This window comes from Xanthomonas euroxanthea, from assembly GCF_903989455.1.
Lineage (GTDB): Bacteria > Pseudomonadota > Gammaproteobacteria > Xanthomonadales > Xanthomonadaceae > Xanthomonas > Xanthomonas euroxanthea.
Genome location: NZ_LR861803.1, coordinates 3981189 through 3994469, shown reverse-complemented (window position 1 = coordinate 3994469; position 13281 = coordinate 3981189). Strand labels below are relative to the sequence as shown.

At 67.2% G+C, this 13281-nt stretch carries 12 protein-coding genes and 1 other RNA gene; 6 read left to right on the top strand and 7 right to left on the bottom strand.

The window, feature by feature from the left end:
- Nucleotides 1–50 precede the first annotated feature (50 nt).
- On the top strand, nucleotides 51–611 hold the full coding sequence (locus H7A86_RS16600) for a DUF924 family protein (protein ID WP_119130959.1): 561 nt from the start codon (nucleotides 51–53) through the stop codon (nucleotides 609–611).
- A 167-nt stretch (nucleotides 612–778) separates the two neighbouring features.
- Here the strand turns inward: H7A86_RS16600 and H7A86_RS21150 are convergent, their stop codons facing one another.
- The 3 genes from H7A86_RS21150 to grxD form a co-directional block, all read right to left on the bottom strand.
- Nucleotides 779–910 (bottom strand): hypothetical protein, encoded by a 132-nt coding sequence (locus tag H7A86_RS21150; protein WP_269472873.1) that lies wholly within the window; start codon nucleotides 908–910, stop codon nucleotides 779–781.
- Nucleotides 907–1776, bottom strand: coding sequence for a hypothetical protein (locus H7A86_RS16595; protein WP_119130960.1), 870 nt, complete (start codon nucleotides 1774–1776; stop codon nucleotides 907–909). The genes H7A86_RS21150 and H7A86_RS16595 overlap by 4 nt, the downstream gene beginning before the upstream one ends.
- 220 nt (nucleotides 1777–1996) lie before the next feature.
- Nucleotides 1997–2923: a Grx4 family monothiol glutaredoxin gene (grxD, locus tag H7A86_RS16590; RefSeq protein ID WP_115677945.1), complete on the bottom strand. Its 927-nt coding sequence runs from the start codon at nucleotides 2921–2923 to the stop codon at nucleotides 1997–1999.
- 45 nt (nucleotides 2924–2968) lie between these two features.
- On the opposite strand from grxD, the gene H7A86_RS16585 reads away from it, so the two are divergent.
- Nucleotides 2969–3760 carry a polysaccharide deacetylase family protein gene (locus tag H7A86_RS16585; protein WP_180707926.1) on the top strand — a complete coding sequence of 264 codons (792 nt, stop codon included), beginning with the start codon at nucleotides 2969–2971 and terminating at the stop codon, nucleotides 3758–3760.
- A 286-nt stretch (nucleotides 3761–4046) separates the two neighbouring features.
- Nucleotides 4047–6242, top strand: a complete 2196-nt coding sequence (locus H7A86_RS16580) for a TonB-dependent siderophore receptor (protein WP_119130961.1) — start codon at nucleotides 4047–4049, stop codon at nucleotides 6240–6242.
- Between the two features lie 585 nt (nucleotides 6243–6827).
- On the opposite strand, the gene H7A86_RS16575 is transcribed toward H7A86_RS16580, so the two are convergent.
- The 3 genes from H7A86_RS16575 to H7A86_RS16565 are packed head-to-tail and all read right to left on the bottom strand — an operon-like array spanning nucleotide 6828 to nucleotide 9451.
- The gene (locus tag H7A86_RS16575; RefSeq protein ID WP_119130962.1) at nucleotides 6828–7499 is read right to left on the bottom strand and encodes a methyltransferase; all 672 of its coding nucleotides are present in this window, start codon (nucleotides 7497–7499) and stop codon (nucleotides 6828–6830) included.
- Between the two features lie 57 nt (nucleotides 7500–7556).
- A complete protein-coding gene (locus tag H7A86_RS16570; RefSeq protein ID WP_119131470.1) occupies nucleotides 7557–8177 on the bottom strand; it encodes an SGNH/GDSL hydrolase family protein in 621 nt (206 codons plus the stop codon).
- A gap of 2 nt (nucleotides 8178–8179) precedes the next feature.
- Complete coding sequence (locus tag H7A86_RS16565; RefSeq protein WP_119130963.1) at nucleotides 8180–9451, bottom strand: pyridoxal phosphate-dependent aminotransferase; 1272 nt, start codon at nucleotides 9449–9451, stop codon at nucleotides 8180–8182.
- Nucleotides 9452–9603: 152 nt separating this feature from the next.
- Here H7A86_RS16565 and rsgA point away from each other — a divergent pair, with 152 nt between their 5' ends.
- The 3 genes from rsgA to H7A86_RS16550 all read left to right on the top strand — a co-directional run bounded on the left by rsgA (nucleotide 9604) and on the right by H7A86_RS16550 (nucleotide 12879).
- Nucleotides 9604–10695, top strand: a complete 1092-nt coding sequence (gene rsgA, locus H7A86_RS16560; RefSeq protein ID WP_119130964.1) for a ribosome small subunit-dependent GTPase A — start codon at nucleotides 9604–9606, stop codon at nucleotides 10693–10695.
- Nucleotides 10696–10697: 2 nt separating this feature from the next.
- Entirely contained in the window at nucleotides 10698–11960 is a 1263-nt protein-coding gene (locus H7A86_RS16555) for a flavohemoglobin expression-modulating QEGLA motif protein (RefSeq protein WP_119130965.1), read from the top strand.
- A gap of 238 nt (nucleotides 11961–12198) precedes the next feature.
- Entirely contained in the window at nucleotides 12199–12879 is a 681-nt protein-coding gene (locus H7A86_RS16550; RefSeq protein WP_119130966.1) for a type 1 glutamine amidotransferase domain-containing protein, read from the top strand.
- A gap of 68 nt (nucleotides 12880–12947) precedes the next feature.
- Here the strand turns inward: H7A86_RS16550 and H7A86_RS16545 are convergent.
- Nucleotides 12948–13023, bottom strand: a non-coding RNA gene (locus H7A86_RS16545) — sX9 sRNA.
- Nucleotides 13024–13281: the final 258 nt, after the last annotated feature.

Below are 13281 nucleotides of genomic sequence, written 5' to 3'. Positions count from 1 at the left end.
CATCACATGCGCATGGGCATGCTATGCCGTATTCGTCAGGGGAAACGTCGATGATCGTCAAATCAGAACGCAACAAACAGGCCGATGTGGTGCTGGCTTTCTGGGAGCTGGCCGGCTCGGCCCGCTGGTTCACCCACAACGATGCGTTCGATGCCAACTTCCGCCAGCATTTCAGCGAACAGCACTTTGCGGCGGCGCGTGGCGAGTATGCGCACTGGATGGAACGCGCGGAGGATGCATTGGCCTTGCTGATCCTGCTCGACCAATTCCCGCGCAACGCGTTCCGCGGCAGCGCGCATGCCTACGCCACCGACGGCCTGGCGCTGTCCTGCGCGCGGCAGGCGCTCGCCAGCGGCTTCGATCAGCAGGTCTCGGCGCAGTTGCGGCTGTTTTTCTATCTGCCGTTCGAGCATGCCGAAGACCTGCAGGCGCAGGCGCGTTCGGTGCAGCTGATCACCGCGCTGGACGATGCAGAAACCACGCGCTGGGCGGTGGAGCACCAGCAGATCATCCAGCGCTTCGGACGCTTCCCGCATCGCAATGTGGTGCTGGGACGTGAAACCACCGCCGACGAGCAGCGGTTTCTCGACGACGGTGGATTTGCCGGCTGAGGGACGGCGGTTGTGGCCTGCGCGCTTGCACGCCGCTGCGGCTTTCCCGCACTGCGCACGTGCGTCTGGGAAGGCGGATCGGGTGCGGTGATCGATGCGGATCGATCAATGACTCACCTGCGCACGATGTCGACCGCCGATCGACATCGTGCAGTCACGCCGTGACATCAATGGCTTGGCGCCGCCGATGCGCGGATGACTTGCACGAGGACGAGCAGCGTTTTCTCTGGATCCCGCCGGTCATGCAGCGCGATGGCAGATACCGATCCGGCATCGGCCATCGCGCTGCGGCTGATCAACAGCCGCCCATCAAGCCTTCCGAACGCCAGTTGGTGCCTTCGCCCAGCAGCAGATAGAAGCCATAGCTCTCGTAGCCGCTTTCCGACAGCACGAAGTCGAGCGTGCCGTTGCCGTCGATATCGCCGAACTGCAGCAGATGCGTGCGCAGTGGCAGGTCTTCGCAATCGTCGCAGCCGCTGGCCGCGCTGCCCTTGCGGAACTGCCAGCGGCTGCCGTCGTGTTCGAAGATTGCGAGCACCACGAGGACGCCGGTCGGGTTGTCCGGGTTGCCGGTTTTGGTCGGGTGATTGGAGGTCAGCACGGCCACACGTCGCTGTGGCTGCCCGGCGTCGGTAAAGACCCGCAGCGCCGCCAGATCCTGTGCACGATCGGCAGTGAATGCCGTCAACGCCTGGGCCAGCGCCGCAGGCGTGACGCTCTTGCGCAGCTGCGCGGTCTCCCCGACCTGGCGCAACAGCTCGGTCTGTTCGGCAGCGGTGGCGTTGCGGGTCGCAAAGCGCTTGCCGGGATTGAGATCCACCGACGACAACAACGGCGAATTGGACAGCGTTGCGGTGCCCTTCAAACGCAGTTTTGCGGTGCCGCCGCACATGCTGTTGTCATCGATGGTCAGCGACGCAAGCTGCACGCTGCCGGTGGACACGCCCGCATCGAAGACCTGCAGCGGCTGGCTCAGCAGCGACCTGGGCATGCTGGACTCCTTCGCGACGCCGCGACCCAGCCACACCGGAACGTATTCCAGCGGGTCTTCGGTCGGCTGGCTGTCGTAGGTCTGTACCAGCATGACCGCGCGCGCCGGTTCGGCGGCCTGTGCGGCCAGCGGCAACAGCGCGGCCATTACGAGAGCGGGCAGGCGGGTGTGCATTGCAGCAAGTCCTTGTGGGTGGCGATCCATGAAAAAACGGACGCTCCGTGGAGCGCCCGTTTCGGGGTATGCAACGTAGCAAACGCGGTTTAAGAAACTGGCAGGCGATTTTCAGCCGGGTGTCGTCGGGCGTGGATGCCGCGCGGTGACCATCGTGCCTGCGGACTGCATGCAGCTGAAGGGCACCGGCCGTGCCCTCCTGGCGATCCGCCGTCTGGCCTCAGTACTTGGCCACGCCGTTGTCCACTTCGTCCGACCATGCGTCGATGCCGCCGGTGACGTTGTAGACGTTGCTGAAGCCCAGGCCACGGAAGTGCTCGGCCGCCTGCAGGCTGCGCCCGCCGCGGTGGCACAGGAACGCCAGCGGGGTGTCCTTGGGCAACTGCTCGATGGCGGCGCGCTCGTGCGCATCCAGCGTGCGGAACGGCGCGGCAACCGTGGCCAGGGCGCGTTCGTCGGCCGGGCGCACGTCCACCAGGGTCAGCGTACCGGCCTTCAGGCGGTCGTCGGCATCGCGCACCGACAGCTCCTGCACCGGCTTGGGTGCATTGGGATTGTCGATGGCCAGGCCACGACCACGGATGTCGTCCACCCAGTCGATGGTGATGCCGTCGGCGCGGCGGGCGCTGGCCAGGTCGAACTGCACGCGCAGGCCGTTGGACTCGGCAGCGATGGCGTTCGGGTTGGTCGGCGCCAGCTGGAAGTTGGGCTGGAAGTTGGCATCGATGGCCAGCGTCAGCGAGGCATCCGGCGCATCGGCCAGCGCGCCCTTGAGCATCTCGACCGCGGCCGGGGTGATGGTGATCCTGGGCGGAGTCCGGTCTGGCGCCTGCAGGCCGAGCATGCTGCTCAACTCGCCGCTGTCGGCCATCTGCAGGATGATGTCGCTGCCGCCGATCAACTCGCCGTCCACATACAGCTGCGGAATGGTCGGCCAGTCGCCGTAGGCCTTGATGCCTTCGCGGATCTCCTGGTCGGCCAGCACGTTGACGTGGGCATAGTCGATGCCCAGGCCGTCCAGCACGCCGACCGCCTTGGCCGAAAAACCGCACTGCGGCATGCCGGGCTGGCCTTTCATGAAGAGCACCACGCGGCTGGATTGCAGCAGCGTATCGATGCGGGAACGCAGGGCGGGATCGAGGGACATGGCAGCACTTCGGTCAGATCGTGGAGTCCGGGCATTCTACGCCGCATGGCATCATGCGGCATGACCACGCTTCAAACGCTGTATCGCATCCCCTCGCACCCTTACCGCTGGGTCGGCCTGCTGGCCCTCTCGCAGGCAGCGGTGGCGCTGCTGTGGTGGCATCTGGGCTGGGTCTGGGGCGTGCCGGCGTTGCTGCTGTCGCATGCGGCGTTCGTGGTGCCGGTGTTCCTGCCGCGCGCGCGTCTGTACGCGCCGGTGCTGGCGCGCCTGCCGGGCCGCGCCCCGCAGGTATGGCTGACCATCGACGACGGCCCCTCCGACGACACCCCGGCGATGCTGGAGCTGCTGGACGCCTTCGATGCCAAGGCCACCTTCTTCGTGGTCGGCGCCCGCGCCGAGCAGCGGCCTGAACTGGTGCGCGAGATCGTGCGTCGCGGGCACGGCATCGGCAACCACAGCCATACCCATCCGCAGGCCTGGTTCTGGGCGCTGGGACCGCATCGCATGGCGCAGGAAATCGGCCAGGCGCAGCGCGTGCTGGCCACCATCACCGGGCAGGCGCCACGGCTGTACCGCTCGGTGGTGGGCATGACCAATCCCTTCGTCGCCTCGCCGCTGCGGGCGCATGGGCTGACCCGCGTGGCCTGGAGCGCACGCGGTTTCGACGGGGTGCGTTGCGAGCCGGATGCCACCGTGGCCCGCATCGTGCGCGACCTGCGCCCCGGCGCCATCGTGCTGCTGCACGAGGGCGCCGCGCACGGACACAACCTGACCATCCTGCGCGGCGTACTGGAGGCGATGCACGCGCGCGGCCTGGCCGGGCGGCGTCCGGACTGAGATCCTGCGGACCGCGTCGCGATGAGATGACGCGGGCCCACGCAGGGATGATCCATCTTCCGTGTCTGCCGGACCTGCTCCGGTATGGCGCATCGTCTGTAGTGGCGGAGCCGCCCGGAGCCAGCGGCGTCGAAGCTCGGCGCTGATCCACGCACGTATTGACAGCGATTTAACGTGGATCGACCATGCGCCCCCCAGCCAGCAAACGGTGCGCGCCTTTCGAGGGTGCTGCCGACGCCAGCCTCAAGCCGTCATCGACGGCCATATCCGCTCTTGAGGCTGACCCATGTCCCATCGCATCGTCTCTGCGCGCGCGCCCATGCGTGCGGATCTCCGTTCGCCGCAGCTCCAGCTGGCGTCCTCCCTGCTGGCGCTGGCGCTGGCCTGCGCATGGCCATTGGCGGCTGCGGCGCAATCGAGCACGCGCGACCCGGTCGATCTGGACCGCCTGCAGATCCAGGCCCATCGCGGTGCCGCGACCGAAGGCACCGATTCCTACACTGCCGAAGTCGCGCGCAGTTCGACAAGGCTGGAGCTGTCGCTGCGCGAGACGCCGCAGTCGGTGGTGGTGGTGACCCGCCAGCAGATCGTCGACCGCAACCTGCAATCGCTGCAGGACGTCACCGACACCGTCGCCGGCTTCAACTCGCCGACCTGGGACACCGAGCGCACCTACATCAACGCGCGCGGTTTCGAAGTGGACTATTACCGCATCGACGGCATTCCCACCGACTACACCGGCGATGTGCAGCAGAACATGGCGATCTACGACCGGGTGGAAATCGTCCGCGGCGCCAACGGCCTGACCTCCGGTGCGGGCAACCCGGCGGCATCGATCGACCTGGTGCGCAAGCATGCCGACAGCGACGTGCTCACCGGCCGCGTCGATCTGTCGGCAGGGCGCTGGGACCGCTATCGCGGCACGCTCGACCTGCAATCGCCCTTGAACGCCGCCGGCAACGTGCGTGGGCGGGTGGTGGCCAGCTATGAAGACAAGCAGTCGTTCCGCGATTACTACAGCAAGCAATCGTCGCTGTTCTACGGCATCGTCGATGCCGATTTCAGCGACGCCACCCGCGGCTATGCCGGCGTCAACAAGCAGCGCAACGACGGCCGCGGGACCACCTGGGGCGGCGTGCCGGCGTACTTCAGCGACGGCAGCCGCACCGACTTTGCACGCTCGGATTCGTTCACGCCGCGCTGGGCGCGCGGCGTGGCCGACACCACCAATGCCTTCGCCGGCCTGAGCCATCGCTTCGACAACGGTGCGCAGCTGCACGTGGAGTACTCGCATCAGCGTTTCGAAGCCGATTGGAAGTCGGTGCTGTTCGGCTACTTCGATTACCCGGACCGCGCTACCGGCCTGGGCCTTGCCACCAACTTTGGCGGGCGCTATCCCGCACTCACTGCGCAGAACAGCCTGGATGCCTACCTCAGCGTGCCGCTGACCTGGTGGGGCCGCAACCACGAGCTGATCGCCGGTGCCACCTGGATGAACCGCAACGTGCGCAGCTGGTCCAACGAGCCCGAGCCGTCGCAGTCACTGACGGCCGAAAGTGTCTACGCCTGGACCGGCAGCATGGCGCAGCCGCAATGGACGCCGCTGGTGAAGGGCGAAGAACGCGATGTGCGCCAGGTGGCCGCCTACGCCGCCGGCCGTTTCAGCCTGACCGACGCGCTTACCGCCATCGTCGGCGCGCGCGTCACCGACTGGAAGAACACCGATCAACTGGTGCCGGCCAACACCTACGAGCGCCGTGGCCGCACCACGCCGTACGCCGGCCTGATCCTGGATGTGGACGACCACCATTCGCTCTATGCCAGCTATACCGGCATCTTCAAGCCGCAAAACAATCGCGATCGCGGCGGGCGCTATCTCGCCCCGCTGGAAGGCAACAGCTACGAGGTTGGTGCCAAGGGCGAATACCTCGGCGGCCAGCTCAATGCGGCACTGGCGTTGTTCCGGATCGAGCAGGACAACCTGGCGGTGAACGATCCCGGGCAACTGGTGCCGGGCACCACCACTCAGGCCTTCCTCGCGGCGAAGGGCACGGTCAGCCAGGGCGTGGAGTTCCAGCTCGATGGGCAGCTGTCCGCGCAATGGCGGATTGCATTCGGCTTTGCCCAGTTCGATGCCAATGATGCCAGCGGCGTCGATGTCAATCCGACCAGCCCGCGTCGCGAGGCCACCCTGTTCACCAGCTGGCAGACCGGCCCGTGGCGCGTGGGCGGTGGCCTGAGCTGGCAGTCGGCCATCCACGACTTGATGTCCGCGCCACAGGGCAGCACGCAGCGGCTGAGTCAGGGCAGCGTGGTGCTGGCCAACGCAATGGCGCGCTACGACATCAACCAGGCATGGTCGGCGCAGCTCAACGTGCGCAACCTGTTCGACCGCACCTACTACGCCAACATCGTCTACCAGAGCCAGTTGATCTACGGCGACCCGCGCGATGTTGAGCTGACGCTGTCCTGGAAGTTCTGACCTTGGTTCTGAATGACAGGCTTTGACGGTATCCATGCCGCTACCGAGCCTCCACGGACGGGTTCACGGCGTGTCCCGTGAGCGATGAGGGCACCGCGCACTCGGCGAACCAGGCATTTGCCTGCATCCAAACGGCGCGGCAACTCGGTGACCTGGTTGTCCCGAAGTGATTGGTCGGCGCGGATGGATCAGGTGTGGAGCGGCTGCTCTGCGGCTTGGCTGCAGGGCCCTTGCCCGCCCACCCTCGCGGGACACGCCGCAAGTACGTCCTTGTAGGCTCTTACGCGGCATCCATGCCGCGTAAGGTCCCGCGACGGTGGGCGGGCAAGGGCCTGTCGGGATGGTCGGTGTGCATGGCTTTCAACAAGGAACCAGCGGATTCTCTGGGGCGGTGGTGCACCGCCCTCGAACAACGTGGCCCAGGATCATCCGCATGACGTCAACAGCGGCTGTCAACACGGCTGCGCGGCCGGTGCCCTGCTGCGCGTACACCCCGGTTTCTGCGTGCCGTCCACATCCGTCCGGCGAACGCGCGTTACGTTTCATCAGCCGTTCTGAATCGAGCCAGGCACGTTGTGCACGGCCTCAGCGCGGCTCGGCCACGATCAGCCAGTTGTTGAACGGGGTGTTGCCGTACAACGGCGCAAAGGTGGCACGTAGACCGGCGGCATCCAGTTGCGCCTGCAGGCTGTCGCGGGTGGGATAGCTGCGCGGCATGCGCTGCATCCAGCCGCTCAGATGCGCCAGCACGTCGGTCACGCGGCTGGTGCGGCCACGGCTGCTGGCATCGCCCAATGCGCTGCGGATCACCAGCTTCGCGCCCGGCGTCAGCATCTGCGCCACGCTGCGCAGCAGGCTGGCCTGCATGTCGGCCTGCAGATACTGCAGCACATCCAGAATGGTCACGCTGCCGCGGTGCTGCGGCCAGGCCACGCTCAGGTCGACCACGGCGAACTGCGTAGTGCCCAGTGCCGAGCGCTGCGCGATGTGTTGTGCGCGGCGGATCTTGGACGCGTCCACATCCACCCCGTGATACGCCAGTACCTGGCCGTCGGCGCGCAACGCGTGCGCGAGCAGGCCCAGCCCGCAGCCCAGATCCAGCACCGGCGCAGTGGTGCTGCGCAATTCGGCCAGCACGCCCGGATACAGCGGATCGGTGCGCAGCTTGGCCTGCGTGTAGTAGTAGTCGTAGCGATTGCCCAGCGGATGCGGCGGCAGAAATGCGCGCGCGATCGCCAGCGCCTGCGTGCGGCTCATGGGTTGGGTGGCGGTGCTGTGCAATGGCGTTCCTTGGCAGTGAGGCGTGTTGCGCGGCTAGCTTAGGGCATCGCGCGCTGCAGGCAGTGCCAATACGGTCCAGCGCGCATACATGGCGCCGGAGGGATGCAGACCATCGTCGACCAGCATGTCGGCAGCAGCGCCGTCATCGCGGCTGGTGGCGGTGATGTCGACAAAGCGTACCGAGCGTGCGGCGCAACGTTCTGCGGCCACGCTGTTGAAGGCATCGATCTGGGCACCGATCAGCGCCGCGTCGCCGCCGTGCGCATGCGCAAACGGGGTCAGCCCCCAGTCCGGAATCGACAGCACGAACACGCGCGGCGCAATACCGCCGGCCAAGTCGATTGCACGCAGCAACAACGCATCGAACTGGCTGCGGTACTCGTCCAGCGAACGCCCGCGGTACTGATTGTTGACGCCGATCAGCAGGCTCACCAGATCGAACGGCCCCTGCGGCGCAGCGGCATCCAGACCGGCCTGCAATTCGTCGGTGGTCCAGCCGGTGGTGGCGATGATCTGCGGCGGCGCCACGTTCCAGCCGTAGGCACGCAAACCGTCCACCAGTTGCAGCGGCCAGCGCTGCCCGGGGGCGACCCCTTCGCCGATGGTGTAGGAATCGCCGAGCGCCAGATAGCGCAACGGCGTGCCGGCCACCACCGTCACGCCACGCTGCGCGACTTGAGCGGCACCACCTTGGTCACCGCCTCGGCGCGGCGCGCCAGCGCACGGTCGATGCGTGCGAACACATCGCGCATCACCGCCGCCTCCGGCATCAATGTGACGCGGAAGTGGTGGCGGTAGGGCACGTTGAAGCTGGAACCCGGCACCACCAGCACGCCTTCCTCGTTCATCAGGTCGAGCGCGAACTCGTGGTCGTCGAAGTTGCGCGCGGCCGGCCCGACCACTGCCGGGAATGCGTACAGCGCCCCGGCCGGCGCCACCAACTGCAGATGCTCGCTGGCCGCGCAGGCCTCGATCACCGCACGGCGGGTTTCGTACAGACGGCCGCCCGGCGCGCACAGCGCCGAGATGGTGTCCGGCCCGTTGACGGCCGCGTCGATGGCGTACTGGCCCGGCACGTTGGCGCACAGGCGCAGCGCGCCGAGCAGGTCCATCGCGTTGCGCAGGTCGTTGATGCGCGACTGCTCGCCCGACAGCAGCGCCCAGCCCACGCGCCAGCCGCAGGCGCGGTGCACCTTGCTCAGGCCGCTGAAGGTGATGCACGGGTGCGCACCGGCCAGCGGCGCCACCGGCACGAAGGCCGCGCCGTCGTAGAGCACCTGGTCGTAGATCTCATCGACCATCAGCAACAGGTTGTGCTTGCTGGCGATGGCCACGATGCGCTCCAGCAGCTCACGCGAATAACTGGCGCCGCTGGGATTGTTCGGGTTGATCAGCACGATGGCGCGGGTACGCGAGGACACCAGCGTCTCGATTTCCACCGGATCCGGCTGGAAGCCGTTTTCCGGTGCGCAGCGGTAATACACCGGCCGGCCATCGTTGAGGATGGTGGCGGCCGACCACAGCGGATAGTCGGGCGAGGGCACCAGCACTTCGTCACCGGGATTGAGCAGCGCACGCAGCGACAGGTCGATCAGCTCGCTGACGCCATTGCCGACGAAGATGCGGTCCGGATGCGCATCCGGGTGCTGGCGCCGCGCATACGCGGTGGCAATCGCCTCGCGCGCCTCCGGCAGGCCTTGCTGATGGGTGTACGGATCGGTGCGGCCCATGTCGTCGGCGATCGCGCGCTGCAGATGCTCCGGCGCACGGAACCCGAAGGCACCCGGGTTACCGATATTGAGCTTGATCAGCTTGCGGCCCTGCGCCTCCAGTTCCCGCGCTCGTCGCGCCAGCTCGCCCCGGATTTCGTAGCGGACTTCGGACAGACGCTCGCGGATGGCGAGCGGCTTTTGCGGGGCAGTGGACATGCGACGGGCCGGTTGTAGGCGTGAGGCTTGGCATGGTAGCGGAAATAGGACAGGCGGACATGCTTGCATCGGCAACGATGTCAAGGGGCGCTTCAGGGCCGGCGCAGGGCCGATTGCACAAGCCGCTGCGGCCAGCCAGCTAGAATCGCCCCATGAGCAACGCACCTCCCGATTACCCCACCCTCCAATCCATCGGCTGGCCCTGGCCTGGCCCTGCCGAAGACCCGACTTGGCAGGCACTGTTCGCCGCGCATCCGCAGGCGCTGCCGGCGCGGGTGGTGGAGCAGCACCGCACCGGCTATGTGGTGGCCGATACGCCGGAGGCCAGCCTCAAGGCCGAGTCGTTGCCGGAGTGGCAGCGGCCGCGGTTTCCCAGCCATGAGCGGGCGTCGGTGGGCGATTGGGTGCTGATGGAGGGCAAGCGCATCGTGGCCTTGCTGCCGCGGCGCACCTCGATCAAGCGTGGCGCGGCCGGCGAGCATTACCACCAGCAGGTGATCGCGGCCAACATCGATACGGTGTTCATCGTGTGCGGGCTGGATGCGGACTTCAATCCGCGCCGCATCGAACGCTATCTGCTGCTGGTCGGCGGCGGCGGTGCCGAGCCGGTGGTGGTGCTGACCAAGGCCGACCAGACCGAGTACGCCGAGGATGCGCTGTCGGTGCTGGAAGAGCTGGAGGCGCAGAACATCCCGTTGCGCGCGGTCAATGCCAAGGATCCCGAGAGCGTGGCGGCACTGCGGCCGTGGCTGGGCGATGGCCGCACCGCGGTGCTGGTGGGCTCGTCGGGCGCGGGCAAGTCGACGCTGACCAACACCTTGCTCGGCGCGCAGAAGATGAAGACCAACGCGGTGCGCGAGAACGATTCGCGTGGCCGGCATACCACCACCCATCGCGCCTTGATTCCGTTGCCGTCCGGTGCCTGCCTGATCGACACGCCCGGCATGCGCGAGCTCAAGCCCACCGGCGAAGAGGATCTGGCCGAGGGCGGCTTCTCCGATGTGGAAGCGCTGGCGGCGCAGTGCCGTTTCAATGATTGCGCGCATATCGCCGAGCCCGGTTGTGCGGTGCGTGCGGCGATCGAGGCCGATACGCTGGATCCGGAGCGGGTGGCCAACTACATGAAGCTGCGCGTGGAAGTGGCCGCGGCGGCCGAAAAGCTCGCCACACGCCTGGCGCAGAACAACCGGGGCAAGGGATCGGGCCGGCGGCCCGCCAGCGTCGATCGTACCGGGCGACGCTGAGCATGCCATCGCGCAAGGGCCCGCCGGACATCGTCCACCACGCGGCGCTGGATGCGCGCCTGGTCAAGGCCGTGCGTGGCGTGCGCCTGCTGGCGCTGGCGAGCTGGCCGCGCTCGCTGCAGGAGCCGTTCCTGCAGAGCGTGGCGCGCGGGCAACCGGAGCTGCCGCAGGTGGAGTACCCGGCGCTGGACTTTGGCGACACCCGGCGCGAACTGTCCGCGATCGCCAGGGCGGCCGACCCGCACCATCCGATCGGCGCCTACCTGATCGATTCGACCCACAGCTGGGATCTGGCCGCCGGCCTGCTGGAGTCGCTGGGCACTTCCGCAGTCAGCGATTACTCGGCGCAGCTGTTCGGCGTGCCCGACGACCCGATGCCGGGCAACGGCCCGAGCACGCGCGAGGCTGCGCGGCATTTCATCCAGATCGCGCAGGAGCTGGACCGCGAGCTGCTGGCGCCCGAAGAGCAGGTGCCGGTGTCGGCCACCGCCTTGCGCATGCAGCTGCAGAACGATCTGGACGCGTTCTTCGAAGGGCGCGTCATCACTGTCACGCTGGATCCGGATCTGCTGGCCAAGGCGGCCGCAGGTGCACACCGCATCCGCCTGCGCACGGGCGCCACTTTCAGCGATTACGACCGTGCGCAGCTGTTCCATCACGAGGCGCTGGTGCATTCGCTCACCGCGCTCAACGGGCGCGCGCAGCTGCACCTGCCCAGCCTGGGCATTTCCTCGCCGCGCACCACCGCCACGCAGGAAGGCCTGGCCACCTTTGCCGAGCAGATCACCGGCAGCATCGACATCGAACGCATGAAGCGCATCAGCCTGCGCATCGAGGCGATTGCGATGGCGCGCTCGGGCGCGGATTTCATCGAGGTGTTCCGTTACTTCACTGCCGGCGGGCAGAGCGCGGCGGAGAGCTTTTCCTCGGCGCAGCGGGTATTCCGCGGCGTGCCGACCTCCGGCGGCGGCGCCTTCACCAAGGACACGGTGTACCTGCGCGGGCTGGTCGCGGTGCATACGTTCTTCCGGCATGCCTTGCAGCGCGACCAGCTGCAGCTATGCCGCTACCTGTTCGCCGGCAAGATGGCGCTGGGCGATGTGGCGCGCCTTGCGCCCTTGTTCGACAGCGGAGTGCTGGTCGCACCGCGCTGGTTGCCGCCGTGGGTGAGCCGGGTCAGCGGGCTGGCCGGCATGCTGGCGTTTTCGTTGTTCGCCAACCGCATCCGCATGGATCAGCTGCAGCCGCCGGCGATGAATGTCTGAGCGTCGTTACGCCAGCTCGCGGAAAGGCGCCGGGCAGGTGCAGGCGCGCATCGCGCTGCCGCTAGTCGCACCTCACTCGTGGATGCTGGGCGGCGCAGCCGCCCGCCTTGATTGCATCGCCGCCCCACGTGGCGCTGAACCGCATGCGTCGCGCAGACGCGTTCTACACGACGTTGCAACGGGCTGATCCGGACACTGATTGCCTCGCCCGACACGGGCCCTGATACGAGGCAATGCGATGAAGATCCTGATGGTGCTCACGTCCCACGACCAACTCGGCGATACCGGCAAGAAGACCGGCTTCTGGCTGGAAGAGTTCGCCGCGCCGTACTACGTGTTCAAGGATGCCGGCGCCGACATCACACTGGTCTCGCCCAAGGGCGGCCAACCGCCGCTGGATCCCAAGAGCGACGAGCCCGACGCGCAGACCGAAGCGACCAAGCGCTTCAAGCAGGACGCCGACGCGCAAAAGGCCCTGGCAAGTACGCATCGCCTGGCAGACGTGAAGGCCGAGGACTTCGATGCGGTGTTCTACCCGGGCGGCCATGGTCCGTTGTGGGATCTGGCCGAAGACGCGGATTCGATCGCGCTGATCGAAGCGTTCGCCGTGGCCAACAAGCCGCATGGCCTGGTGTGCCACGCACCGGGCGCGCTGCGCCGCGTCAAGGGCAGCGATGGCAAGCCGCTGGTCAACGGCCGCCGCGTCACCGGCTTCACCAATGGCGAGGAAGAGGGCGTGGGCCTGACCAAGATCGTGCCGTTCCTGGTCGAAGACGTGCTGACCGAGCTCGGCGGCCGCTACGAGAAGGGCGCCGACTGGGGCGTGTACGTGGTCACCGACGGCATGCTGGTCACCGGCCAGAACCCCGCGTCTTCGGAAAAGGCGGCCGAAGCGTTGCTCGAGTTGTCGAAGCGCTGATTCTTCGGTTGGCCCATGGTGGCGCAAGGACGGCCACCGGAAAGACAGTGCGGCGTTTGATCTGGAGCGGCGAACAGAGCGTAGCGATCATTCGTCGGTGGGGTGCGGAAGGTGCGGAGCAACCGGCGTGTACGCGTGGGATACACCGGTGCCGAGCGGCGGCCGCATCCTTCCAACGCTGAGCGCAGGAGTTTTTAGCGATTTTATCGTGCGCCTTCAAAATGCAGCGGCATCCGAATGCAGCGGCATCCGATAGCCCGACGCAATCCGGTGTTTGTAATCAAGCACACCGACCATCCAGATTGGCTCTTGCCCGCGGACCGTCGCGGGACCTTACGCGGCATGGATGCCGCGTAAGAGCCTACACGGACGTACTTGCGGCGTGTCCCGCGATGGTGGGCG